Source organism: Microbacterium arborescens (assembly GCF_030369635.1).
Taxonomy (GTDB): Bacteria; Actinomycetota; Actinomycetes; order Actinomycetales; family Microbacteriaceae; genus Microbacterium.
In genome coordinates this window covers 1885666-1908980 of record NZ_CP128474.1, presented here as the reverse complement: position 1 = coordinate 1908980, position 23315 = coordinate 1885666, and the positions used below count along the sequence as shown (strand labels likewise).

The window sequence follows — 23315 nt, the reverse complement described above, 5'->3', positions numbered from 1 at the left end:
CGACATCAGGAGGCCGCTGTCCACATCCCGGAGGGGCTCAACCGATCCCGTCAGGCCGGGCTCAGGAGCGAAGCGCCGATGGGCGCGTGCTCGGGCACGCGCACGCCCAGGAGCATCGCGAGCTCGACCAGGTCGTGCGCACCGGCCCGGCGAGCCGCGTCGATCGTGATGTGAGCGCAGGCGAGCGCATCCGCCAAGGCGTCGTGGTGTGCGAAGTCGAGGAACCCGACCGCCGCGGCCACCAGGGGCAACCGGTAGGAATCGAGCTGGTAGGTCTTGCGCGAGAGCTGCACGCTGCACACCGAGCGGAGCGCGGGCAGTGCGGCATCCGTGGCCTCGCAAGCGCGGCGCAAGACGGCCATGTCGAATCCGGCGTTGTGTGCCACGAGCACGTCGTCGCCGATGAAGTCGAGCAGGCGCGGAAGCTGCGCGACCCAGCCGGGGGCGCTCTCGACAGCGTCGGCGGTGATGCCGTGGATCGAGACGTTGATGTCGAAGAAGCGGTCGTGACCCGAGGGCGGGCGGATCAGCCAACCGTCGGACGCGACGACTTCGCCGTCGCGGACGCGGACGAGCCCGACCGAACATGCCGACGCGCTGGAGGAGTTCGCCGTCTCGAAGTCGATCGCGGTGAAGTCCAGGGGCACGTCACAAGCGTCACCCGCGACCCGAGAGCCGACGGTGAGGCGCGCCGCCGTCCCGGGCGATTCGGACCGGTCGGGGGTGATGTCGGCGGGCCACGTAGACTGGATGCCCGTGGCTCTCACCATCGGAATCGTAGGACTGCCCAACGTCGGCAAGTCGACCCTCTTCAACGCCCTGACCAAGAACCAGGTTCTCGCAGCGAACTACCCGTTCGCGACGATCGAGCCGAACGTCGGCGTGGTGAACCTCCCCGACCCGCGCCTGAAGGTGCTGGCCGAGATCTTCCACTCCGAGCGCATCCTCCCCGCCGCGGTATCTTTCGTCGACATCGCCGGCATCGTGCGCGGTGCGTCGGAGGGAGAGGGCCTGGGCAACCAGTTTCTCGCGAACATCCGCGAGGCCGACGCGATCGCCCAGGTGGTGCGCGGCTTCGCCGACGACGACGTCGTGCACGTCGAAGGCGCGGTGAACCCGCAGAACGACATGGAGACGATCAACGCCGAGCTGCAGCTCGCGGATCTCCAGACGCTCGAGAAGGCGATCACGCGCTACGAGAAGGAGGTTCGCGGCAAGAAGCTCGATCCCTCCGTGCTCGAGGCCGCCAAGGCGGCGCAGGATGCGCTGCAGCGTGGCGAGCTGCTGTCGGGAGCCGCCTCCAAGATCGACCTGGCGCCCATCAAGGAGCTCGGTCTGCTGACGGCCAAGCCGTTCATCTTCGTCTTCAACGTCGACGAGGCGGTTCTCACGGATGACGCGCGCAAGGCGGAACTCGCCGCGCTCGTCGCGCCTGCACAGGCGGTGTTCCTCGACGCGAAGATCGAGTCGGAGCTCATCGACCTCGACCCCGAGGAAGCCGCCGAGCTGCTCGCCTCGACCGGTCAGGACGAGTCGGGCCTCGACCAGCTCGCTCGCATCGGGTTCGACACGCTGGGCCTGCAGACCTACCTCACCGCGGGTCCGAAGGAAGCACGCGCCTGGACGATCGGCAAGGGCTGGAAGGCTCCGCAGGCCGCCGGCGTGATCCACACCGACTTCGAGAAGGGCTTCATCAAGGCCGAGGTCATCTCGTTCGAGGACCTCGTCGCGACAGGCTCCGTGGCCGAGGCCCGCGCCAAGGGCAAGGCGCGCCTCGAGGGCAAGGACTACGTCATGCAGGACGGCGACGTCGTGGAGTTCCGCTTCAACGTGTAGTCCTGCTCGCTCCACTTCTGCCAACCTGGCGAGGTGGAGCGCCGTGAGGCACGACGTGCAGCTCGGTGGGCAAGGGTACTGCCAGCGATCATCATTCTGCTCGCCACGTGGCTGCTCCGCTTCACCGGGTGAAACCTCGTCATCCCATGCCCCTTCGGAGCTATAAGTACGACGCGTATCGATCAAACGGTTGATTTTCGCTCGTGGGTGCGTCCTATGCCTTGTTTCATGGCGCACGGTTTCCCTGAGTCTCTTTGCCGCGAGAAATCGCGAAACACCGGGACCGATCACGAGATGTATCGACGAGAACTCTCAGTCCCTGCCGTCAGTCCCGTTCGCAGCCTCCTTTCTGTCTGCTCGTACAGTCGACAACGAATCTCATCCATCGTTGTCTCGCGTCGGGGCCACCGACCGCTCCGCGGAATGCGCTGAAGAAGGAATGCCATGACTACTGACTGGCCGATGTTCTGGGTGCAGGTCGTTGTCGGCCTGGGCACGCTCGCTCTCGCGTGGGTGTCGAGTTCGGCAGCGCGACGCGCCGTCGAGTCCTCGCGGGTCGCCAACGCGCTCAGTGAGAAGGCGTCGAAGGATGCGGCCGCCGCGCATCGCCGCGACGCCGAGAAAATCGAACGAGAGCAGGCCAGTAAGATCTGGGTGTCGATGATCGTGATCACGGATTCATCGAGGGCAGGCGCCCCCATCCACGGTGTCCTGCTCATTCGTAACAGCTCGGACCGTCCCGTCAGCGATGTCCGTATTCTCAGCCGCGGCTGGAGCAGTGCGAAGAAGCAGTGGTTTGCGAAGGAAGAGTGTCATATACCGGTTGTATACCCGGGAGATACGACTGTCGCGAGCCGAAACAGCAAGACGGACTGGGATGTGCCCGAGCACTATTTCCCCCACTTCGGCGCCGACTACAACCATGCCGGTGGCCCCCGAGACGACCCGTACTACGTCCAATCGGTGGCGTTCACCGATGCCGACGGTCGTCGGTGGCACCTAACCAGCGGGCACCGCCTGCAAAGGGCCGAATCGGCGACGTAAGGGGGGCGCACGCCCCGTACCAGCCTCCGGGCGATCCATCAACCGGTGGGCGCCGCCGCGCCGTCCTGCCTAGCGTGGACGTCATCTCGACTCGAGGAGGCAACACCATGGCCACGAACACCACCACCACGCGTAACAAGCGCCGCGCTTCCGGTGCCGGTCTGACGAACGAGCAGAACGCCGAGAGCGGTTTCCGCGCTTCGCAGAAGCTCAGCGAGAACACCCAGAAGGTGCTCGTCGACCTCATCGAGCTGTCGCTCCAGGGCAAGCAGGCGCACTGGAACGTCGTCGGACGCAACTTCCGCGACACCCACCTTCAGCTCGACGAGATCATCGACGCCGCGCGCGAGTTCGCCGACACGGTCGCCGAGCGCATGCGTGCCTTGCACGCCCTCCCGGACGGCCGCAGCGACACGGTCGCCGAGACGACGACGCTGCCGGAGTTCCCGCAGGGCGAGATCGACACCGCCGAGGTCATCGATCTGATCACCGAGCGCCTCGAGGCGACGATCGGGACGTGCCGCGACGTTCACGACGAGGTCGACGAAGAGGACCCGACGACCGCCGACATCCTGCACTCGATCCTCGAGCGTCTCGAGCAGCTCGCCTGGATGGTCAGCGCCGAGAACCGCAAGCCCCAGGGCTGAGCGAAAGCCCCGGCCGGGCAGAACCGGCGACGAAGACCCCGCCCGCGACCACCAGGTCCGGGTGGGGTCTCCGCGTGCCGTGCGTCAGATCAGCTGCGGGTCGATCATCGTCATGCCCGCCGCCGGCGAGCTGTCCATGTCCGGAAGCAATCGCGCACCTTCCTCCAGCCCGACGACCCGCTGCACGAGGTCCTGCGGGCGCAGACTGCCGTCGCCGATCAGTGCCATCATCCCGGGGTAGTCCACCGCCGCCATGCCGTGGCTGCCGAGCAGATCGAGCTCCCAGGCGATGACGCGGGCCAGGGGAGCGGCGCTGCGGCCGGATGCCGAGGGCAGCAGCCCGATCTGCACATGACGTCCCCGGCGGCGAAGGCTGAGGATCGCATCGGATGCGGTCTGCTCGCTCCCCACGGCGTCGACGGAGACGTGGCTGCCGCCACCGGTCAGCTCGTGTACGAGTGCGGGGATGTCGCGACCGTCTGCGGCGAGAACATGCTCCGCGCCGAGTTCCGCCGCCGTCTCTACGGCGGCGGGAGAGCGGTCGACCGCGACGACGCGCGCACCGAGCGCTCGCGCGATCATCACCGCGCTCAGGCCCACCCCGCCCGCGCCGACGATCGTGATCCACTCGCCGCCACTCAACGCGGCCCGCGAGATCAGCGCCCGGTAGGCGGTGGCGAAGCGGCATCCGAGCGCTGCTGCGGCCTCGAACGAGACACCATCGGGGATGCCGACGAGGTTGATGTCTGCAGCGGGCACGACCACGCGCTCGGCGAACGACCCGGCGTAGGTGAAGCCCGGCTGCCGCTGGTTCGGGCAGACCTGGGCATCGCCGCCCGCGCACCATTCGCAGCGACCGCATCCGATGACGAACGGCGTAGTGACGCGGTCACCGATCTGCCAGCCCTCGACATCCGTCCCGATGTCGGAGATGACACCCGAGAACTCGTGCCCGGGAGTGTGGGGCAGGGTGATCTCCTCGTGGCCCGCCCAGGCGTGCCAGTCGCTTCGACAGAGCCCTGTAGCTCGCACCGACACCACGACGCCGTCGGCAGGCACGACGGGATCCGCCACCTCGCGGACCGCCACGGGCCCGCGGATGCTGTCCATGCCCATCGCTCGCACGATCGGCCACGCTACGCCATCGGGGCTATTCGCGCAGGAGGCCACGAGGAGTGTGACCCGAGAAGTCAGGCGTCGCGGAAACCCTCGAGGTCGGGGTCCCACTGCGCGGGAGGTTCGTCGTCGACGGCGTAGAGGTGGGGCCCTTCGGCGCGTCGCTGCGGGTAGCTCTCGTGCGTGCGGAGGTGTTCGGCACCCTCGGAGAAGTCGGGCTCGTCGGCATCCCAGTCGACCGGGGCGGAGAGCACGTCGTTGCCGACGCCGATCACGAGTTCTGCCTCATCGACGCGTCCGTCGTTCTCGAGCACGATCGGAATCCGCACGGCTTCCGCGCGACCGTAGTTGGCCACCGCGGCGGTGAGCTCGACGAGCGCCTCCGCGACGTCGTCCGTCGTGATCACCGTGTCGCCTGCGTACGTGATTCGTCTCATGCCTCCACTGTGTCTCGTGCACGCGACAGGCACCTCGCACTTGCGTCCGCGAGAGGCATCGGATAGGGCGGAGCGACGTGGGATCATCGCACGCGGTTCGCGGCTGGTCAACGCGCCTGACTCGGCCGCCGCCCCTGCCTAGCGTTGACCGCGAGCGTCGGAATCGGCGCGCCGCGAGCGAGGGAGACGCCATGAGCCAGCAGGACCCGACCGCCGAGCAGGAGCCGCTGTCCGAGCCGGAAGCGGTGCGCAAGGACATGCGGTACAGCCCGGCGAGCGACACCGAGACGCGCGAGAAGCAGGACGAGGCGCCCACGAGTCCCGACGCCGACGTCGATGACGACCTCGTGCGTGCGCGTCCGGGCACCGGGGGCCCCGACGACGTCGGGGACGTCGACGTGCCCGCCGAAGAACTCAATCTGCCGTGGCGAGACGACGAGGCGGGCGCCTGACGACACCGAGACGCGGGTCAGGGGGGGATCAGTTCCACCCGACGGCGTTGAACCATTCCGCGCGGGCAGTGGCCTCGGCGGCATCCGTTGTTCCACGGAACGCGTCGTGCCGGTCGAGGCGGCCGTCGCACACCTCGACGAACGCCGTGCATACGGGGCAAAGCCCCCGTCCGAAAGGGAACCCGCCCGACACGGGTCGTGCCGGTTCGGCGGGCGCGCCGCTGCCGCTGCATCTCGGAGGGTCGGCCTGCGCGTCGGACCACATCTGCGACGTGCCCAGGCGGTTGTGCAGTCCGGCATGACCGCGCGGACGCGTGCACAGCGCCGACCCGCGGCGCGAGCGGCACCACAGGGCGGTCGGATAGTCCGCCGGGGCCGGGTCGCTCACCCGATCAGATCCGGATGCCGCAGATGCCGCACTCGCCGGCGGCCGACACCTCGACGAAGCAGTCCGGGCACATCGCGCGGACGACGTCCGAGGGAGCGGGCGCCTTCGGCGTGCGCGCCGTGGCGGCACGAGGTGCGGCGCGCCGAGCGGGGGCCGGACGCGTGACAGCGGCGACGGGCTGCTTGCGCTCGGGCACGTGTGCCTCGCAGTAGAACCGGACGAAGCCGCCGTGGTTGGTCGGGTGGCGGTGCTTGACCGCCCACAGGTGGTCGCGGTCGTGAGCTCCGGCATCAGCAGGGCATGCGGCGCAACGCGCAGGATCACCCGGCATGACGTCGGCGACGCGGTAAGGCGTCTCGTAGGTGAGGCGATCGCGCCAGTCGGCCGAGTCGACGATTCTCATGGTGGTCCTCTCCGGCACTCGCGCGCCGGATTCCAGCGTACCCGCGGCCCCGGGGAGGCGGTCCGCCCACCATCGGGTGAACATTCGCCGAACGAGGTGCGCCGCCGTGCTCAGGGCCGGTACGCCTTTGCGACAGTGAGGGAGTCACCACCGGCGAGAGGGCCCGAATGGCAATGGCGACCCCGGCACCGCTGGACGTGCTTCTTCGACCCGCCGCGTTGGCGCGCGCATGGATGGGCCCCGGCCGTGATCAGGAGACGATCGCCGTGCCCGGCGTCGCGCTGGGTCGCGGCGACGTGTTGGTGCGCATCGACCTCGTCGCCATCACCGAGGACGACCTCGCCATCACAGACGGAGATGAGCCGTGCCCGGTGCCGACCGTGCTCGGCAGCGAGTTCGTCGGCCGCGTCGCTGCTCTCGGCGGCATCGTCGCCGCCGCGGACGGCGTCCCACTCGAGCTCGGCGAACGCGTCGTGAGCGCGGCCGGACGGCACGAGCGCATCGGCGCGCACCGCGAGCTCGTGGGCGGCTTCGCGACGCACGTCCACCTCGCGGCGGGCACGCCGATCGTCCGGGTGGGCGAGGTGCTCCCGGCCTGCATCCTCGCCCCGGTGCCCGGTGCCGTCTCGCGCGCGGCCGCGGTCGTTCGGCAGATCGAGGCGACAGGCGATCCCGAGGAACTCGTCGTGACGATCGCGGGCACCGGCGCCGACCCTCTCGTGCTGGCCGCGATGATCGCGGAGGCAGGCGGGCGGCCGCAGCTGGCTTCGCCCGATCCGCGCGTGCGCGCCGGCGCCGGGCGTTTCGGGGCGGTGCTCTCACCGCGGCGCATCCTCGAGACCGACGTGAGCGCACGGTTCTCGATGCCCGATGACGGCTCACGAGAGCATGTCGTCCGAGCCGGCGCGCTGACAGCGTCCGATCTGGAAGCGGCCGTCGCATTCATGCGCGCGCCCAGCACCCGGCGCTACCCGTTCGCCGACCTCGTGTCGGCGCCGTTGCCCCTCGACCGCCTCGACGACGCGATCGAACTCGCGCGCAGCGGTCGCCACCTGCGCGTGGCGATCGCCCCCGGAGCATGAGCTCACGGGGGCGATCGGATGCCGCGTCGGCGGCCGGGGCGGGACGGCTCAGGCGGTCTGACCCGAGTGCTTGCCCTCGCTGATCTCCTCGACCACCTTCGCGTTGAAGGCGGGCAGGTCGTCGGGAGTGCGGCTCGAGACGAGTCCCTGATCGACGACGACCTCCTCGTCGACCCACGTCGCGCCCGCGTTCACGAGATCGGTGCGCAGACTCGGGAAGCTCGTCAGCGTGCGCCCGCGCAGGACATCGGCCTCGGTGAGGATCCATGCTGCGTGGCAGATGGCGCCGACAGGCTTGTGCTGCTCGAAGAACGAGCGCGCGAAGTCGACAGCGTTCGCGTCGAGCCGAAGGTTGTCGGCGTTGACGACTCCGCCCGGCAGGACGAGGGCGTCGTATTCGTCGGCTTCGGCGTCGGAGGTGACTGCGTCGACCTTCTGGGTGTGGCCGTTCTTGCCGGTGATCTCGCCCGACTCGGGAGCGATGAGGACGACCGTCGCGCCGGCGTCGGAGACAGCCTGCCACGGCGAGGTCAGCTCACTGTCTTCGAAGCCGTCGGTTGCCAGGAATGCGATCTTCTTGCCATCGAGAGTGCTCATGGGCCCGACGCTACGCGTGGCCGTCGGGCGCTGCGACGCGCTTGACAGGCTCGGCGACCCATGGTCCGCTGCGGGGTTACGATGGCGATATGTCCACAGCATCCACGCCCCAGCCTCAGACACTGCAGCCGGTTCCCGATGAGAAGAACCTGCTGGTCACCGCGAACGACGACGCAGGCTCCTGCTGCGGCGGGGGATGCTGCTCGACCTCCTGAACGTCGCCGCGAGGCGTACGACGAAGCCGCCGGTGCATGATGCACGCGGCGGCTTCGTCGTGTCAGGCTTGCGGAGCCGATGACGCTCAGTGCGCGGCGGGCGCGCCCTCGGGGCTGTCGGCCGGCTTGCGGATGAGGAATGCCCCGATGATCAGGGGCGACGCGATGATCGCGGCCACGAGGAACGCGGCGCGCGCACCCGCCGCGCCTGCGGCGGTGGTTCCGGGTTCGATCGCTCCGGCCTCTGCGGCGGCCATCACGGTGATGAGCAGGGCGATGCCCGCGGCGCCTGCGACCTGCTGCACGGTGGAGACGATCGCGCTTCCGTACGAGTAGAACCGCGGCTGGAGCGAACCGAGCGAGGCGGTGAAGAGCGGAGTGAACGACATCGCCAGCCCCAGTGAGAGCAGGGTCTGCAGCGACAGCAGCAGCCAGACCGAGGTGTTCTCGGTGAGGGTGGTGAAGGTCCACAGGATGCCGGTGACGATCACGGCGCCGGGAACGAGGAGCACCCGCGTGCCCCATCGGTCGTAGATTCGGCCGATGAACGGCCCGGCGATGCCCATCGCGAGCGAGCCCGGCAGGACGACGAGCCCGGACTCGAGCGCGGAGAGGCCGAGGACGTTCTGCATGTACAGCGGCAGCAGGGTGATGGCACCGAAGAACGCCATCGACATGACCGCCAGCTGAGCGACCGACAGCGAGAAGTTGGCGGAGCGGAACACCCGGAGGTCGAGCAGCGCCTCGTCGGAGCGCTGCAGTGCGAGCTGACGCCAGACGAAGGCACCCAGCGAGAGGACTCCGACCGTGAGCGCGATGATCAGCGGCAGATTGGACGCCGGAGCGGCAGCCGCGGCATCCCCGCCGCCGTGGCCGCCTGCCCCGATCTGGCTGAGCCCGAACACGAGGCCGCCGAAGCCGAACGCCGACAGCACGACGGAGAGGACATCGAGGGGAGCGCGGCGCGTTTCGCCGAGGTTGTGGATCCACCGGACACCGATCGCCAACGAGATGAGGGCGATCGGGAGGACGACAGCGAAGATCCAGCGCCAGCTGAGCGTGTCGAGGAGGAACCCGGAGAGAGTCGGCCCGATCGCCGGCGCGAGCGACATGACGATGCTGACGCGGCCCATCATGCGGCCCCGGGCGTGCGGCGGGACGACCGTCATCAGGGTCGTCATGAGCAGCGGCATCATGATCGCCGTGCCCGAAGCCTGCACGACGCGAGCGACGAGGAGGAACTCGAAACCGGGCGCGAGGACGGCGATGAGCGTTCCGGTCGAGAAGAGGCTCATCGCGGCCGTGAACACCGCGCGCGTCGTCAGACGCTGCAGCAGGAAGCCTGTGATCGGGATGACGACGGCCATCGTGAGCATGAACGCGGTCGTGAGCCACTGCGCCGCCACGGCGGTGATCTGGAAGTCTGCGATGAGATGGGGGATCGCGACGCCCATCGTCGTCTCGTTGAGGATGGCGACGAATGCGGCGACGAGCAGGAGCCAGATCACACGGTTCGCCTCGGCCGTGACGACCGTAGGCGGGGCGGGCGGTGCAGTCGATGTGGATGCGGTGGTGGACGACGGCGCGACGGCCATGGGCAACTCCTCGGTCGGATGATCGGTCGTCACCCGAGGGCGGACACCGCAGGGCCAACGCCCCGACGGAACGATTATTCCCGGGAGCACCGACACAGCGCCAGCATGCGTGCCCGGGCGGTCAGCGTTCCGGCGCGTCGGGGATCACCAGAGCCGGGCGATGCCCCACAGCTCCGTCGTCGCGGGGTCCGTCGCGCGGTGCTCCGGCGCTCGCTCCTGGAAGTCGCGGACGAGCTCGCCGACGCGGCGTCGGTACTCGGTGTCGGGGTGGGTCGCGGCGATGCGAACGAGGGGAGGGACGTCCATGTCGAGCACGAGGCGGACACGCGCTGCCGCGGCGGCGCGGGCGTCGGCCGCATCGAGCACCGCGAGCCCCGAACGCAGCGCATCGAGATAGTCGACGAGGACGGGCAGCTGCGCACGGTGCTGGGTGATCGATGACCCGTCTGCGCGTTCGCGCCAGTGCACGACGACGTCGGGGATCACGTCGAAGGCTCGAGCGCGCGTGTACATCTGCTGCGCGACCAGCTGGTCTTCGTACAGGCGGTTCTCGGGGAAGCGCAGGTGATGACGACGCCAGAACTCGATACGGCTCGCTTTCGACCACGCGACGATGTTCCCCGAGGCCTCGGGATGATCGGCGAGAGTCACCCCGGTCCGCGCAGGCTGCGTGGCTGCCGCGACCCACGGCTGCACGGGCCCCGGGACATAACCCTCGTCGGTCGGTCGCAGCCGCACGTAGGCTCCGGCGACGAAGTCGGAACCCGATGCGTCGAGTGTGCTCACCCATCGCTCGAGCGCGTTCGGGGTGAGGACGTCGTCGGCGTCGAGGAAAGCCACGACGGGCGTGTCGACGCGATCGAGGCCCGCATTCCTCGCGGCGCCGAGCCCCCGGGGACGGTCGTGCGAGACGACGTGGAACCGCCCGTCGGATGCGGCCGCATCGGCGAAGACGCGCCCCGTCGCGTCACGTGATCCGTCGTCGATGAGGATCGCGGTCCAGTCGACGAGCGTCTGAGCGCGGAGCGAGGCCAGGGCGTCTTCGGCGTACGGGGCGACGTCGCGGCCGGGAACGATGACGGTGACGACGGGCGAGCTCACGAGCCCGATCGTACTGCTGAGACGGCGTCGGCCACGGCACGGGCGAGCTCCGACGCATCGGGCGGGGCCGCTCGATCGAAGCTGAACCTCACCGCGGTGCGCGCATCGTCGGCATCCCGGCCCATCGCGATCAAGACGTGCGAGGGCTCGTCGCTTCCGGCGGCGCAGGCCGATCCGCTGCTCGTCACGATCCCGCGCCGTTCCAGCTCGAGCAGCACGGCCTCGCCGGAGGTCGCGGTGAAGGTGAACGATGCGAGGCCCGGCAGCCTGAGGTCAGGGTCGCCGGTCACGCGCGCACCGGGCACGGTGTCGAGGACGCGGCTCGTGAACGCCTCACGTGCGGCGGCGGCGCGCGCGGCGGCCGCGGGGCGCTCACGTTCGGCGAGTTCCAGCGCCACCGCGAGCCCGACGGCGCCCGCGACGTTCTGGGTACCGGAGCGACGCCCGCGCTCCTGGCCGCCGCCGTGCAGGACGGGTTCGAGCGGAATCCTCCCGCGCACGGCCAGCAGGCCGATGCCCTGGGGTGCGCCGATCTTGTGCCCCGCGATGGAGAGTGCCGACGCCCCGGTGCCGGCGAGCGGCAGCCACCCGGCGGCCTGCACGGCGTCGACGTGCACCGGCACCGCTCCCGCGGCGCGCGCGATCGCGGCGACGTCCTGCACGGTTCCGACCTCGTTGTTGGCGTAGCCGACGCTCACGACGGCGGTGTCATCGCGCAACGCACCGGCGACGGCGTCGGGGGAGACGCGTCCGCTGGAGTCCACCGGGAGGACGTCGATCGCGTACCCGTGCATGCGCTGGAGGTAGTGGCAGACGGCGAGCACGGAATCGTGCTCCACCGCGGTCGTGACGATGTGGCCGGGACTGCGCCCGCGGGCTCCGAGCGCGATACCCGCGATCGCGAGGTTGTTCGCCTCGGTGCCGCCGGACGTGAAGACGACGTCTCCCGCGCGCACGCCCAGCACGGCGGCGGCTCGGCGCCGGGCGTCGTCGAGTGCCCGTGCGACATCCTCGCCGACCGTGTGGACGCTGGACGGGTTGCCGAATCGGCCGGTGAGGAACGGGGCCATCGCCTCGAGCACCTCTCGGCGCACCGGCCCGCCCGCGGCGTGATCGAGGTAGAGCATCAGGGCACGTCGACGACGAGATCGAGCCCGAGGTCGAGAGCCGGTGCGGAATGCGTGAGGGCTCCCACCGAGATCACGTCGACACCCGTCTCGGCGATCGCGCGCACGGTCTCGAGCGAGACGCCGCCCGATGCCTCGACCGTCGCGCGCTCGCCGATCATCTCGACACCGCGGCGGAGATCGTCGAGCGAGAAGTTGTCGAGCATGATCGTGTCGACACCCGCCGCGAGCACCGATTCGATCTGATCGACGCGATCGACCTCCACCTCGACGTGGGTTGTGTGGGGCAGGTGCGCCATCGCTCGCCGCAGCGCTTCGGTCAACGACGTTCCGTCTGCCGTGATCACGCCCAGATGGTTGTCCTTGAGCATGACGGCATCCGACAGCGAGAACCGGTGGTTGTGGCCGCCGCCGTCTCGAACGGCCTGCCGCTCGAGAATGCGCAGACCGGGGGTCGTCTTGCGGGTGTCGACGATGCGCGCCCGGGTGCCCGCGACCGCGTCGACGTACCGGCGGGTGAGGGTGGCGATCCCCGACATCCGCTGGGCGAAGTTCAGCCCGACGCGTTCTGCGGTCAGTACAGCGCGCGCCGGCCCCCGCACCATCGCCAGGGTCTCGCCCGGGGCGATTCGCGACCCGTCCGCGACCGCGATGTCGACCTCGCAGTCGGCATCCGTGAGGGCGAACGCCGCCGCGAACACGCCGGACCCGCTGAAGACGCCGTCGACGCGCGAGACGAGCGCCGCCGTCGCACGAGCGGACTCGGGCACGAACGTACTGCTGGTGAGATCGCCCCAGGGGGCGTCCTCGTCGAGGGCGGGGCCGACGACGGCGACGATCTGGCGGGGAGTGAGCATCATGCGACCTTCTCGGAGAAGACGGCGGACGGGTCGTCGCGCCGGTGGTGCGCGCCGACCGACCCGGGGCGTTCGAGCGCGGCGGCCACGACGGAACGCGCGACGAGCAGCAGGTTGGCGTCCTCGTGCTCGCGCCGGGAGAGCGGCGTTGCCCGCGAACCCGACCACGCGTCGATCGTGCGCAGCGCGATACCGAGCCCGTCGGCGTCGCGGTCGAGCCCGACGTGCCGCCACATCAGCGACTGCAGGGCTTCGCGAGTGAACGAATCGCCCTGCGGCATCGTGTGCGGTCCGGCGGGCGACAGCGGCGACGACTCGGGGCGAGCGCCGGCCTCGGGGACGGCCGGTGCCATCCGCGGCGATACCGCCCGAGGCGAGCCGCTCGCGATGGCCGCTGCGGCGCGGATGCCGAACACGACGGCTTCGAGCAGTGAGTTCGATGCCAGACGGTTGGCCCCGTGCACGCCCGTGCGTGCGACCTCGCCGACGGCGAACAGCCCGTCGAGGTCGGTCCGGCCATCGAGATCGGTGGCCACGCCGCCCATCATGTAGTGCGCGGCGGGCGTGACGGGCACGGGATGCCGAGACCAGTCCCATCCCCGGGCGCGGACGGCCTCGTCGATCGTGGGGAAGCGGTGAGCGAGGAACGCAGCGGACGCCGTGGGCGTCGCGCGGAGCCCGGTCGCGTCGAGCAGCACCGGCCGACCGTCCTGACGCGCCATCGCCGTCGCGATCGCGCGGGCCACGACGTCTCGGGGAGCGAGCTCGGCGTCGGGGTGCGCATCCACGCAGAAGCGGTGCCCGCTCTCATCGACGAGCACTGCGCCCTCTCCGCGCACCGCCTCCGACACCAGCGTCCCGTCGATCAGCGCTGTGGGGTGGAACTGGACGAACTCCAGGTCGGCGACGGTCGCACCGGCGCGGAGGGCGAGGGCGAGGCCGTCTCCGGTCGCCACCGCGGGGTTGGTCGTGTGCGCGTAGAGCTGTCCGGCCCCACCGGTGGCGAGGACCACCGCGTCGGCCGCCAGGGTCTCGGTGAGCCCGCCCGAGAGCACGCGGACGCCCCGCACGGCGCCGTCCGCGACCACGACCTCGGTGACGAGAGTGTCGGTGCGGATCGTCACCGGCGAACGGTCGAGAGCCCGGTTCAGCGCCCGTTGGATCGCAGGCCCCGTCGCGTCTCCGCCGGCGTGCAGGATGCGGGGGACCCGGTGCGCGCCCTCGAGGCCGAGCCGTAGCGCGCCGCTCTCGTCGCGGTCGAACGCGACCCCGATCGCCTCGAGCGCCGCGACGGCCCCCGGCCCCGACGATGCCAGCGTGTTCACCGCGGCGCGCTCGCCGAGGCCCGCACCGGCGCGAAGGGTGTCATCGACGTGGGCGAGCACCGAGTCGCCGGCGGCGGTCACCGCGGCGATGCCCCCTTGCGCGTAGGCGGTGTTGCCCTCGCCGAGCGCGCCCTTCGTGACGAGGACGACCTCGCAGCCCGCATCGGCGGCCCGCAGGGCGCACACGCCGCCGGCGAGGCCGGAGCCCACGACGACCACCCGCCGGGTCATGGCCGTGCCGCCAGCATCCGTTCGAGGGCGGCCCGCGCGGGAACCGCCACATCGTCGGAGACCCGGATGCGGTTGGGCGTGCGTCCCTCGCGGAGCTCGTCGAGGACCCATGCCAGGTAGCCCGGGTGGATGCGGTACATCGTCGAACACGGACACACCACGGGGTCGAGGCAGAAGATGCGGTGCTGCGGGTACTGCGCGGCGAGCCGCTGGACGAGGTTGATCTCGGTGCCCACTGCGAACACCGTGGGTTCGGTCGCGCCGTCGATCGCGCGGCGGATGTACTCGGTCGAACCCGCCTCGTCCGCGGCGTCCACGACCGGCATCGGGCACTCCGGGTGCACGATCACGCGCACTCCCGCGTGCTCCGCACGGGCCCGCTCGATCTGGGCGACGGTGAAGCGACGGTGCACGGAGCAGAACCCGTGCCAGAGGATGACCCGCGCGTCGCGCAGGGACGCCTCGTCGTTGCCGCCGAGCGGGCGGCGGGGGTTCCACATCGGCATGCGTTCGAGGGGCACGCCCATCGCTTTGGCGGTGTTGCGGCCGAGGTGCTGATCGGGGAAGAAGAGCACCCGCCGCCCCCGCGCGAACGCCCAGTCGAGCACCGTGCGGGCGTTCGAGGAGGTGCACACGATTCCGCCGTGCCGGCCGACGAAGCCCTTGATGGCGGCGGAGGAGTTCATGTAGGTGACGGGGATGACCGGGAGCAGCCCCTCGCCGTCGGGCGTGTCGAGGTCGCCGTAGATGTCCGCGAGCTGCTCCCAGCATTCCTCGACCTCGTCGATCGACGCCATGTCGGCCATCGAGCACCCGGCGGCGAGGTTCGGCAGGATGACGGACTGGTCGGGCTGGGAGAGTAGGTCGGCGGTCTCGGCCATGAAGTGGACACCGCAGAAGACGATCGCTTCGGCCTCGGGATGCGCTCGCGCCGCCTCGGCGAGCTGGAACGAATCGCCCACGTAGTCCGCGTGCCGGACGACCTCTTCGCGCTGGTAGAAGTGCCCCAGGACGACGACGCGGTCGCCGAGGGCGGCCTTGGCCTCGGCGATGCGGGCGTGCAGCTCGGTCTCGTCGGCGGTCCGGTAGTACTCGGGCAGCTCGCCCTGGCGCGGCGACCCCGTCGGGATGACGTCGCCCATCGACGATCCCGGACCGTAGCCGGGCCGCGTGTCGAAGGTCCACGGCCCCGCGGCGAGGTCGGTGTTGCAGGTCTCGTCGGTCGACGCGCCGGCGACGATCGCCTGGATCCCGTGGTCGACGCTCGGGTCGATCGGTCGCGGCGCCAGCGTGAGCGGAGAAGTGGTCATGCGCGTTCCTTCATCGGGGGAGCGGCCCGCGGTCGGCGAGCTCGACGTCGTGGTTGTAGCGGTAGAGGCGGGCGGGCCGGTGGCTGCCCGTGCGGAACTCCCGCGTCGGGATGAGGGTGCCCGACCCCTCGACCTGACGGCGGAAGTTGGCCGGGTCGAGGCGCTTGCCGCCGATCGCCTCGTACACCTCGCGGAGCTCCGCGAGGGTGAACAGCTCGGGCAGGAGGCCGTGCGCGATCCGGCTGTAGCCGACCTTGTTGCGCAACCGCCACAGTGCGTACTCGACGATGCTCCCGTGGTCGAACGCCAGCTCGGGCAGGTCTGCGGTGTCGAACCACGCGACGTTCTCGTCCTCGGGCAGCGGGGTCGCGGCGATGTCCTCGCGCACGAGGGCCCAGTAGACGATCGACACGACACGCGAGGGCGAGCGCCCGACGTCGCCGAACACATAGAGCTGCTCGAGGTAGCTCGGCGCGAGCGCGGTGGTCTCGGCGAGGGTGCGGGATGCCGCAGCTTCGAGGTTCTCCGACACGTCGAGCCAGCCGCCCGGCAGGGCCCACTGACCTGCGTGCGGGTCGCGCGTGCGACGCACCAGCGGGAGCACGACGGAGGGGAGATCGCCACCCCCGTGGCGGAGGCTGAAGATCACGGTCGACACCGCGACCCGGATCTCGTCGTGCGTTGTCCCGCCGGTGGTTCGTGTCATCGTGACCCTAACTGCTCGAGCCGATCTTATAGTCATGGAGACACGAACCGCAAAACGGAGGACTCACAGCGGAGCACCGTACGCTGAGAGCCTTCCCGAGGAGGTCCTGTGCTGCTGGTCGACGTCATCGTCGTGATCCTCCTCGTCGGCTTCTTCGCCATCGGCGTCACCCGGGGCCTCGTCGCGATCGCGGGGTCGCTCGCCGGGCTGGTCATCGGCTCGCTCCTGGCCGTGTGGGCCGTGCCGCTCATCGCGCCCGGCGTCGCCGACTGGGAGTACCGCTCGCTCGTGCTCGCCGTGTGCGCCATCGCGATCATCGCGCTGTGCACCGCGCTCGGCACCGCTGTCGGAGCTGCCCTGCGCCGCGGCGTCGACCGGGCCAAGCTGCGCATCCTCGACCGCATCCTCGGCGCCGGCGGGGCAACGATCGCCGGCGGCCTCGTGCTGCTCCTCGGCGCCGGCGCGGTGACCGCGAGCGGGATGCCCGTCGTCTCGACCGCTGTCGCGTCGTCGCGGGTGCTCTCGTTCATCGACGGCCTGACCCCCGACCCGGTCGACACCGCGCTCGCCGAGGTCCGCGGGTTCGTCGTCGACGAGGGCATCCCGCGTATCGGCGAGCTTCTCCGCCCCGAAGTCGCGCCGACCGCACCTGCCGTCGCGCTCGACGATCCCGAACTGCAGCGCGCCGCGGCATCCGTCGCTCGCATCAGCGGAACGGCGTATGCCTGCGGCGTCTCGATGACCGGCTCCGGCTTCGTCGCCGCAGACGACCTCATCGTCACCAATGCCCATGTCGTGGCAGGTGTCGACACGCCCGTCGTCGAGCTTCCCGGTCGCGATGCGCGCGAGGGACGCGTGGTCTACTTCGACCCGATCGACGATCTCGCCGTCATCGCCGTCGGTGGTCTGGGCGCCGCACCCCTGCCGGTCGTCCCGCCGGTCGCGGCCGGTGCCGCCGTCGCGGTGCAGGGCTATCCGCTCGGCGGCCCGTTCACGAGCGGCGCCGCATTCGTGCTCTCGGTGGGCTCGGCGCCCGTCCCCGACATCTACGACCAGTCGAGCACGCCGCGTGAGATCTACGCGCTCGATGCCGACGTCCGCCCGGGCAACTCCGGCGGACCGCTGCTGACCGACGCCGGCGAGGTCGCCGGCGTCGTGTTCGCGCGCGGGGCGGACGACGAGAGGCGAGGGTACGCGATGACGACGACGGAGCTGCTGCCCGTGCTCGCCGGAGTCTCCGCGGATGCTCCGGCAGTGCAGGCCGGGAGTTGCACGCGCTGAGCGGCACACCCGGTCGGCGCCTGCGCGGTCTCGCGCGGTGACGCTATGCTGATCGCGCAACTGAAGACAGGCCGCATGACGCACGCGGGAGAGCCCCGGAGCAATCCGGGCACCGAAGGAGCAAGCCTCCCCGCCAATCTCTCAGGTCCGCGTACCGCGCGCGTCCGGCCGCTCTGGAAAGCGATCCCCTCGGGGGTCCGCCGACGGTGAAAGCCGGGTCCGCCCGGTGAAACTCTCAGGCCCAAGACAGAGGGGGAGTTCCGGATGCCGCAGCCGTGGCAGCCGCCCGCCCGCAACGGGAGAACTCATGTCAGATCCCCGCTCCACCGTCCTGCACCATCGCCACGCCGCCCTCGGCGCGTCCTTCACCGACTTCGGCGGCTGGCTCATGCCCGTGCGCTACACGTCCGACCTGGCCGAGCACCATGCCGTGCGCACCGCCGCGGGTCTGTTCGACATCTCGCACATGGCGGAATTCGAGGTGACCGGGTCCGTCGCCGGCGAATGCCTCGACGCCGCCCTCGCCGGCAGCCTCTCGACGATGACGGTCGGAAAGGCCAAGTACTCGCTCGTCCTCGCGGAGGACGGCGGGATCATCGACGACGTCATCGTCTACCGGCTCGACGACGACCGTTTCCTGATCATCGCCAACGCCGGCAACCGCGAGCCCGTGTGGGCTGCGCTGCAGGAACGGGCCGAAGGCTGGGACGTCGAGGTGCGAGACGTCACCGACGCGTACGCGCTCCTGGCCGTCCAGGGCCCCGCCGCACTCGCGGTGCTCGAGGCTACACCGGGCCTGTCGACGGCCGACGTCGCGCTCGCGGACACGCGGTACTACGCCTGGACCGCCGGCGAGTTCGCGGGCGAGCCGCTGCTCCTCGCACGCACCGGGTACACGGGCGAAGACGGATTCGAGCTGATGATCCCGGCTGTAGCCGCCGAAGCCCTCTGGGATGCCGTGCTCGCCGCGGGAGAGCCGTTCGGCCTCGTGCCGGCCGGGCTGGCCGCGCGCGACACTCTGCGGCTCGAGGCCGGGATGCCCCTCTACGGACACGAGCTCTCGCTCGACGTCGCCCCGGCCCAGGCGGGACTCGACCGCGTGGTCGGCGCCGACAAGGGCGCGTTCGTCGGCCGTGAGGGTCTGACGAAACGCGCATCGGCATCCGCGCCCGTTCTCGTCGGTCTCGTGTCGGAGGGACGCCGCGCCGGTCGCGCCGGGTACGCCGTGCTCGGCCCCGACGGCGAGCGCGTCGGCGAGGTCACGAGCGGCGCGTTGAGCCCGACGCTCGGGCACCCGATCGCCATGGCCTACGTCGCGCCCGAACATGCCGCGCCCGGCACCGAGCTCGCGCTCGACGTCCGCGGCACCCGCATCCCCGCCACCGTCACCCCGCTGCCGTTCTACCGGAGGAAGAAATGACCGATCTCGACGCCCTGAAGTACACCGCCGAGCACGAGTGGGTCGACCTCTCGGGCACGACCGCGACCGTCGGCATCACCGACTACGCCGCCGAGAAGCTGGGCGACGTCGTGTTCGTCGACCTCCCCGCCGTGGGAACCCGTGTGACCGCCGACGCCGTGTGCGGCGAGATCGAGTCGACGAAGTCGGTCGGCGAGCTCTACGCACCGCTGAGCGGGACCGTCGTCGAGATCAACGAGGCCGTCGTGGACGACCCGTCGCTCGTCAACGCCGGGCCGTTCGCTGAGGGGTGGCTCGTGCGTATCGAGATCGATCCCGCGGACGCCGGTGCATTGCTCGACCGCGCCGCCTACGTCGAGCTCACCGGCGGAGACCGATGACCTCCGCTTTCGCCGCCCGCCACATCGGCACCGACGGCGCTGCTCAGCAGCGGATGCTGGATGTCCTCGGCTATCCGGACGTCGATGCCCTGCTCACCCGGGCCGTGCCCGCGGCCATCCAGGTCGACGCGGTACCCGACAGCGTCATCCCCGCGGCAGCCGCTGAGCACGAGGCTCTCGCGGAGCTGCGTGAACTTGCGTCGCGCAATCGCGCCGCACGGCCGATGATCGGCCTGGGGTACTACGACACCTTCACGCCGGCCGTCATCCAGCGCAACGTCCTCGAGAACCCGTCCTGGTACACCGCCTACACGCCGTACCAGCCGGAGATCTCGCAGGGCCGCCTCGAGGCGCTCATCAACTTCCAGACGATGGTGACAGACCTCACCGGACTGGCCACGGCGAACGCCTCGATGCTCGACGAGGCCACGGCCGTCGTAGAGGGCATGCTGGTGGCCCGTCGGGCGTCGAAGTCGCGCGGCGACGTCTTTCTCGTCGATGCCGATGCGCTGCCGCAGACCAAGGCGCTGCTCGGCCATCGCGCCGAGGCGCTGGGCATCGAGCTGCGCGAGGTCGACTTCGCCGGCGCCCCCGCCGCGGTCGCGTCGGACGAGCCGGTGTTCGGGGCGTTCGTGCAGTACCCCGGGGCGTCCGGTCGCGTATGGGATCCGAGCGCGGTCATCGGCGAGGTGCAGGCCGCGGGCGGTCTCGTCGTCGTCGCCGCCGATCTGCTCGCGTTGACGTTGCTGCGCTCGCCCGGCTCGCTCGGAGCCGATGTCGCCGTCGGGACGACCCAGCGGTTCGGCGTCCCGATGGGCTTCGGGGGCCCGCACGCCGGCTACATGGCGGTGCGTGCCGGTCTCGAACGCCAGTTGCCGGGGCGCCTCGTGGGAGTCTCCGTCGACGCGGTGGGAGACCCGGCCTACCGCCTGTCGCTGCAGACCCGCGAGCAGCACATCCGCCGCGAGAAGGCGACCTCGAACATCTGCACCGCGCAGGTGCTGTTGGCGGTCATGGCGTCGATGTACGCCGTCTATCACGGGCCCGAGGGACTCCGGCGCATCGCCGAGTCCGTCGCCGGGCACACGGCCCTCCTCGCCGAATGGTTGGCCGACGCCGGTGTCGACGTCGAGCACGACTCCTTCTTCGACACGCTGACGGTGCAGGCGCCCGGCCGGGCTGCCGAGGTCGTCGCGGCGGCCCGGGAACTCGGCTACCAGCTGTGGCACCGTGACGACGACACCGTCGGCGTCTCGGTCGACGAGACGACGACCGTCAGCGACCTGCACGCCGTCGTGCGCGCCTTCGGCGGCCCTGAGCAGCGCGCGTTCGCGTTCGTCGCCGGGTCGATGTGGCGGGAGCGGCACGCTCCGGCCTCGCTCCGGCGCGAGGACGAATACCTCACGCATCCGGTCTTCACGAGCCACCATTCCGAGACGGCGATGATGCGGTACCTCAAGCGTCTCGCCGACCGCGACTATGCGCTCGACCGCGGCATGATCCCGCTCGGGTCGTGCACGATGAAGCTGAACGCCGCCACCGAGATGGCCGCCGTCACCTGGCCGGAGTTCGCGCGCGTGCATCCGTTCGCGCCCGCCGACGACGTCCGCGGATACCTCGAGCTCGTCGACCAGCTCGAAGCGTGGCTCGCCGAGGTCACCGGCTACGACGCCGTCTCGCTGCAGCCGAACGCCGGTTCGCAGGGCGAGCTCGCCGGGCTGCTGGCGATCCGCGGATACCACCGTTCGCGGGGTGACGACGACCGTACGGTCTGCCTCATCCCGTCGTCGGCGCACGGCACGAACGCCGCATCCGCCGTGCTGGCGGGCATGCGCGTGGTGGTCGTCGCCTGCGACGAGGCGGGAAACGTCGACCTCGACGATCTCCGCGCCAAGATCGACGAGCATGCCGCGGCGCTGTCGGCGCTGATGATCACCTACCCGTCGACGCACGGTGTGTACGAGCACGAGGTACTCGCGATCACCGAGGCCGTGCACGCGGCAGGCGGTCAGGTGTACGTCGACGGCGCGAACCTCAATGCCCTTCTCGGCTTCGCCCGCTTCGGCGATCTCGGCGGAGACGTGTCGCACCTGAACCTCCACAAGACGTTCGCCATCCCGCACGGCGGTGGCGGACCGGGTGTGGGTCCGGTCGCGGCGAAGGCGCACCTCGCAGCGTTCCTGCCCTCGCATCCGTTCGCGCAGCGCGCGGAGCACGCGGGCGGCTTCGTCTTCGATGGCGGCCCCGTCTCGGCGGCGCCCTACGGCTCGGCATCCATCCTTCCCATCTCGTGGGCGTATGTCCGGATGCTGGGTGCGCGCGGTCTGCGCGAGGCGACCGGAGCGGCGGTGCTCGCGGCGAACTACGTCGCGGCACGGCTGCGCGACCACTACCCGGTGCTGTACGCGGGCGAAGGGGGTCTCGTCGCACACGAGTGCATCCTCGATCTCCGTCCGCTGCGCGAGCGGACCGGCATCACCGTCGACGACGTCGCCAAGCGACTGATCGACTACGGATTCCACGCCCCGACCATGTCGTTCCCGGTGGCGGGGACGCTGATGGTCGAGCCGACCGAGTCGGAGGACATCGCCGAGATCGACCGCTTCGTCGAGGCGATGATCGCCATCCGCGCCGAAGCCGAGCGCGTGGCCTCGGGGGAGTGGCCCGCCGACGACAACCCGCTCGTCGGCGCCCCGCACACGGCGGAGGCGGCGGTCGCGTCGGAGTGGTCGCATGCGTACTCGCGCGAGGAGGCGGTCTACCCCGTCCGTTCGCTCGTGCGGGGCAAGTACTGGCCGCCGGTGCGACGCATCGACCAGGCCTACGGCGATCGCAACCTCGTGTGCGCCTGCCCGCCCCCGGAGGCGTTCGCCTGACGCCGGGCCGCTTCGCGAGAGCGCACCGTTTCGCCGAGCACGTACCCTCCGAGGTGCGTGCTCGGCGGGACGGTGCGTTCTCGTCGGGCTCGGGGTCAGGGTGCGGGGCTCAGAAGAGACCGGGCCACCACGATGCGGCCAGCGGATAGCCGATGAAGGCGACGAGGTCGATCACGACGTGGGCGACCACGAGCGGCATCACCCGGCCCCAGCGGTGGTACACCCATCCGAAGACCACGCCCATCGCGATGTTGCCGAAGATCGGACCGATGCCCTGGTACGCGTGGTACAGGCCGCGCAGCGCCGCCGTCGACAGGATGATCGCCCACGTGCTCCAGCCGAGCCGCCGCAGCCGGTCGAACAGATACCCGATGAAGATGACCTCTTCCGTGAGGCCCGCGCGCAACGCGGCGAGGGCGAGGAGGAGGACGGCCGTCCACCCGCCGTCGAGCGGAGCCGCGCCGACCTGGACGGTGATGCCGAGCGCGCGCCCGAGGGCGTAGAGGCCGAGGCCGGGAACGCCGATGAGGGCGACGAGCAGGATGCCGGCGCCGGCATCCCTCCCGAACATCCGGAAGTCCAGGCCGATGCGGCGCAGCGCCGACCGGCCCGGCTCCCAGAGGAAGTAGATCGCCAGCGCCACCGGGGCCAGGTTGAACAGATTCGAGAAGACCTGCGAGACCACTGACCAGGCATCCGCCGTCGCGGCGCCCGGGTTGAGCGAGGTCGACTGGTCGCCCAGGCTCACCTCGCTCGTCACGGCCTGCAGGAACGACAGCACCGAGAAGAAGGCCGAACGGCCCACGGAGACCGCCAGGACGAGGGCGATCTCCCACCAGAGCCGACTCCGCGACACGTGCGTCATTGTTCCTCCCCGGTCGATGTTAGG

At 70.6% G+C, this 23315-nt stretch carries 24 protein-coding genes and 2 riboswitches; of the genes, 10 read left to right on the top strand and 14 right to left on the bottom strand.

The window, feature by feature from the left end; all coding sequences use genetic code 11:
- Positions 1-50: 50 nt before the first annotated feature.
- Positions 51-647: an exonuclease domain-containing protein gene (locus tag QUC20_RS09085; protein ID WP_120262458.1), complete on the bottom strand. Its 597-nt coding sequence runs from the start codon at positions 645-647 to the stop codon at positions 51-53.
- A 109-nt stretch (positions 648-756) separates the two neighbouring features.
- Between QUC20_RS09085 and ychF the strand changes: the two genes are divergently transcribed.
- The 3 genes from ychF to QUC20_RS09070 all read left to right on the top strand — a co-directional run bounded on the left by ychF (position 757) and on the right by QUC20_RS09070 (position 3527).
- Positions 757-1836: a redox-regulated ATPase YchF gene (gene ychF / locus QUC20_RS09080; protein ID WP_289329651.1), complete on the top strand. Its 1080-nt coding sequence runs from the start codon at positions 757-759 to the stop codon at positions 1834-1836.
- 444 nt (positions 1837-2280) lie between these two features.
- Positions 2281-2880: a hypothetical protein gene (locus tag QUC20_RS09075; protein ID WP_289329650.1), complete on the top strand. Its 600-nt coding sequence runs from the start codon at positions 2281-2283 to the stop codon at positions 2878-2880.
- A gap of 107 nt (positions 2881-2987) precedes the next feature.
- On the top strand, positions 2988-3527 hold the full coding sequence (locus QUC20_RS09070) for a Dps family protein (protein ID WP_112614998.1): 540 nt from the start codon (positions 2988-2990) through the stop codon (positions 3525-3527).
- A gap of 84 nt (positions 3528-3611) precedes the next feature.
- Here QUC20_RS09070 and QUC20_RS09065 read toward each other — a convergent pair whose 3' ends face one another.
- Positions 3612-4652: a zinc-binding dehydrogenase gene (locus tag QUC20_RS09065; protein WP_289329649.1), complete on the bottom strand. Its 1041-nt coding sequence runs from the start codon at positions 4650-4652 to the stop codon at positions 3612-3614.
- Between the two features lie 65 nt (positions 4653-4717).
- Positions 4718-5080 (bottom strand): hypothetical protein, encoded by a 363-nt coding sequence (locus tag QUC20_RS09060; protein WP_289329648.1) that lies wholly within the window; start codon positions 5078-5080, stop codon positions 4718-4720.
- Positions 5081-5271: 191 nt separating this feature from the next.
- Between QUC20_RS09060 and QUC20_RS09055 the strand changes: the two genes are divergently transcribed.
- Positions 5272-5532 carry a hypothetical protein gene (locus QUC20_RS09055; protein WP_289329647.1) on the top strand — a complete coding sequence of 87 codons (261 nt, stop codon included), beginning with the start codon at positions 5272-5274 and terminating at the stop codon, positions 5530-5532.
- Between the two features lie 28 nt (positions 5533-5560).
- Here QUC20_RS09055 and QUC20_RS09050 read toward each other — a convergent pair whose 3' ends face one another.
- Complete coding sequence (locus QUC20_RS09050) at positions 5561-5920, bottom strand: hypothetical protein (RefSeq protein WP_289329646.1); 360 nt, start codon at positions 5918-5920, stop codon at positions 5561-5563.
- Between the two features lie 4 nt (positions 5921-5924).
- Positions 5925-6323 carry a glucose-6-phosphate dehydrogenase gene (locus QUC20_RS09045; protein ID WP_120262471.1) on the bottom strand — a complete coding sequence of 133 codons (399 nt, stop codon included), beginning with the start codon at positions 6321-6323 and terminating at the stop codon, positions 5925-5927.
- A 167-nt stretch (positions 6324-6490) separates the two neighbouring features.
- On the opposite strand from QUC20_RS09045, the gene QUC20_RS09040 reads away from it, so the two are divergent.
- A complete protein-coding gene (locus QUC20_RS09040) occupies positions 6491-7405 on the top strand; it encodes an alcohol dehydrogenase catalytic domain-containing protein (RefSeq protein WP_289329645.1) in 915 nt (304 codons plus the stop codon).
- A gap of 48 nt (positions 7406-7453) precedes the next feature.
- Here QUC20_RS09040 and QUC20_RS09035 read toward each other — a convergent pair whose 3' ends face one another.
- Entirely contained in the window at positions 7454-8002 is a 549-nt protein-coding gene (locus tag QUC20_RS09035) for a type 1 glutamine amidotransferase domain-containing protein (protein WP_120262473.1), read from the bottom strand.
- 89 nt (positions 8003-8091) lie between these two features.
- On the opposite strand from QUC20_RS09035, the gene QUC20_RS09030 reads away from it, so the two are divergent.
- The gene (locus tag QUC20_RS09030; protein ID WP_258524557.1) at positions 8092-8217 is read left to right on the top strand and encodes a hypothetical protein; all 126 of its coding nucleotides are present in this window, start codon (positions 8092-8094) and stop codon (positions 8215-8217) included.
- An 86-nt stretch (positions 8218-8303) separates the two neighbouring features.
- Here QUC20_RS09030 and QUC20_RS09025 read toward each other — a convergent pair whose 3' ends face one another.
- From QUC20_RS09025 to QUC20_RS08995, 7 genes are all read right to left on the bottom strand, one after another.
- The gene (locus tag QUC20_RS09025; RefSeq protein WP_289329644.1) at positions 8304-9812 is read right to left on the bottom strand and encodes a DHA2 family efflux MFS transporter permease subunit; all 1509 of its coding nucleotides are present in this window, start codon (positions 9810-9812) and stop codon (positions 8304-8306) included.
- 144 nt (positions 9813-9956) lie between these two features.
- Positions 9957-10913, bottom strand: a complete 957-nt coding sequence (locus QUC20_RS09020; RefSeq protein ID WP_289329643.1) for a glycosyltransferase family 2 protein — start codon at positions 10911-10913, stop codon at positions 9957-9959.
- Entirely contained in the window at positions 10910-12040 is a 1131-nt protein-coding gene (locus tag QUC20_RS09015; protein WP_289329642.1) for a cysteine desulfurase family protein, read from the bottom strand. Before QUC20_RS09015 ends, QUC20_RS09020 begins: the two co-directional genes overlap by 4 nt.
- Entirely contained in the window at positions 12040-12897 is an 858-nt protein-coding gene (gene nadC, locus QUC20_RS09010) for a carboxylating nicotinate-nucleotide diphosphorylase (RefSeq protein WP_289331500.1), read from the bottom strand. The genes QUC20_RS09015 and nadC overlap by 1 nt, the downstream gene beginning before the upstream one ends.
- Positions 12897-14453 carry an L-aspartate oxidase gene (gene nadB, locus QUC20_RS09005; protein WP_289329641.1) on the bottom strand — a complete coding sequence of 519 codons (1557 nt, stop codon included), beginning with the start codon at positions 14451-14453 and terminating at the stop codon, positions 12897-12899. The genes nadC and nadB overlap by 1 nt, the downstream gene beginning before the upstream one ends.
- Positions 14450-15763: a quinolinate synthase NadA gene (nadA, locus tag QUC20_RS09000; protein WP_289329640.1), complete on the bottom strand. Its 1314-nt coding sequence runs from the start codon at positions 15761-15763 to the stop codon at positions 14450-14452. Before nadA ends, nadB begins: the two co-directional genes overlap by 4 nt.
- A gap of 10 nt (positions 15764-15773) precedes the next feature.
- Positions 15774-16469, bottom strand: coding sequence for an NUDIX hydrolase (locus QUC20_RS08995; RefSeq protein ID WP_120262479.1), 696 nt, complete (start codon positions 16467-16469; stop codon positions 15774-15776).
- Positions 16470-16577: 108 nt separating this feature from the next.
- Between QUC20_RS08995 and QUC20_RS08990 the strand changes: the two genes are divergently transcribed.
- The 4 genes from QUC20_RS08990 (at position 16578) to gcvP (ending at position 22426) form a co-directional block, all read left to right on the top strand.
- On the top strand, positions 16578-17750 hold the full coding sequence (locus QUC20_RS08990; protein WP_120262480.1) for a MarP family serine protease: 1173 nt from the start codon (positions 16578-16580) through the stop codon (positions 17748-17750).
- 75 nt (positions 17751-17825) lie between these two features.
- Positions 17826-17917, top strand: a riboswitch (glycine riboswitch).
- 1 nt (position 17918) lies between these two features.
- Positions 17919-18007: riboswitch (glycine riboswitch) on the top strand.
- A gap of 50 nt (positions 18008-18057) precedes the next feature.
- Positions 18058-19170, top strand: a complete 1113-nt coding sequence (gene gcvT / locus QUC20_RS08985) for a glycine cleavage system aminomethyltransferase GcvT (RefSeq protein ID WP_289329639.1) — start codon at positions 18058-18060, stop codon at positions 19168-19170.
- Entirely contained in the window at positions 19167-19550 is a 384-nt protein-coding gene (gene gcvH, locus QUC20_RS08980) for a glycine cleavage system protein GcvH (RefSeq protein WP_289329638.1), read from the top strand. Before gcvT ends, gcvH begins: the two co-directional genes overlap by 4 nt.
- Positions 19547-22426 (top strand): aminomethyl-transferring glycine dehydrogenase, encoded by a 2880-nt coding sequence (gene gcvP / locus QUC20_RS08975; RefSeq protein WP_289329637.1) that lies wholly within the window; start codon positions 19547-19549, stop codon positions 22424-22426. The genes gcvH and gcvP overlap by 4 nt, the downstream gene beginning before the upstream one ends.
- Before the next feature lie 109 nt (positions 22427-22535).
- Here the strand turns inward: gcvP and QUC20_RS08970 are convergent, their stop codons facing one another.
- Positions 22536-23291: a CPBP family intramembrane glutamic endopeptidase gene (locus tag QUC20_RS08970; RefSeq protein ID WP_120262484.1), complete on the bottom strand. Its 756-nt coding sequence runs from the start codon at positions 23289-23291 to the stop codon at positions 22536-22538.
- Positions 23292-23315: the final 24 nt, after the last annotated feature.

What these genes read in the sequence shown, in the direction of transcription:
- QUC20_RS09075 (WP_289329650.1), top strand. Translation starts at nt 2,281, where the DNA reads ATGACTACTGACTGGCCGATGTTCTGGGTGCAGGTCGTTGTCGGCCTG.
- QUC20_RS09070 (WP_112614998.1), top strand. Translation starts at nt 2,988, where the DNA reads ATGGCCACGAACACCACCACCACGCGTAACAAGCGCCGCGCTTCCGGT.
- QUC20_RS09060 (WP_289329648.1), bottom strand. Translation starts at nt 5,080, where the DNA reads ATGAGACGAATCACGTACGCAGGCGACACGGTGATCACGACGGACGAC.
- QUC20_RS09055 (WP_289329647.1), top strand. Translation starts at nt 5,272, where the DNA reads ATGAGCCAGCAGGACCCGACCGCCGAGCAGGAGCCGCTGTCCGAGCCG.
- QUC20_RS09045 (WP_120262471.1), bottom strand. Translation starts at nt 6,323, where the DNA reads ATGAGAATCGTCGACTCGGCCGACTGGCGCGATCGCCTCACCTACGAG.
- QUC20_RS09040 (WP_289329645.1), top strand. Translation starts at nt 6,491, where the DNA reads ATGGCAATGGCGACCCCGGCACCGCTGGACGTGCTTCTTCGACCCGCC.
- QUC20_RS09035 (WP_120262473.1), bottom strand. Translation starts at nt 8,002, where the DNA reads ATGAGCACTCTCGATGGCAAGAAGATCGCATTCCTGGCAACCGACGGC.
- QUC20_RS09030 (WP_258524557.1), top strand. Translation starts at nt 8,092, where the DNA reads ATGTCCACAGCATCCACGCCCCAGCCTCAGACACTGCAGCCGGTTCCC.
- QUC20_RS09025 (WP_289329644.1), bottom strand. Translation starts at nt 9,812, where the DNA reads ATGGCCGTCGCGCCGTCGTCCACCACCGCATCCACATCGACTGCACCG.
- QUC20_RS09015 (WP_289329642.1), bottom strand. Translation starts at nt 12,040, where the DNA reads ATGCTCTACCTCGATCACGCCGCGGGCGGGCCGGTGCGCCGAGAGGTG.
- nadC (WP_289331500.1), bottom strand. Translation starts at nt 12,897, where the DNA reads ATGCTCACTCCCCGCCAGATCGTCGCCGTCGTCGGCCCCGCCCTCGAC.
- nadB (WP_289329641.1), bottom strand. Translation starts at nt 14,453, where the DNA reads ATGACCCGGCGGGTGGTCGTCGTGGGCTCCGGCCTCGCCGGCGGCGTG.
- nadA (WP_289329640.1), bottom strand. Translation starts at nt 15,763, where the DNA reads ATGACCACTTCTCCGCTCACGCTGGCGCCGCGACCGATCGACCCGAGC.
- QUC20_RS08995 (WP_120262479.1), bottom strand. Translation starts at nt 16,469, where the DNA reads ATGACACGAACCACCGGCGGGACAACGCACGACGAGATCCGGGTCGCG.
- gcvT (WP_289329639.1), top strand. Translation starts at nt 18,058, where the DNA reads ATGTCAGATCCCCGCTCCACCGTCCTGCACCATCGCCACGCCGCCCTC.
- gcvH (WP_289329638.1), top strand. Translation starts at nt 19,167, where the DNA reads ATGACCGATCTCGACGCCCTGAAGTACACCGCCGAGCACGAGTGGGTC.
- gcvP (WP_289329637.1), top strand. Translation starts at nt 19,547, where the DNA reads ATGACCTCCGCTTTCGCCGCCCGCCACATCGGCACCGACGGCGCTGCT.
- QUC20_RS08970 (WP_120262484.1), bottom strand. Translation starts at nt 23,291, where the DNA reads ATGACGCACGTGTCGCGGAGTCGGCTCTGGTGGGAGATCGCCCTCGTC.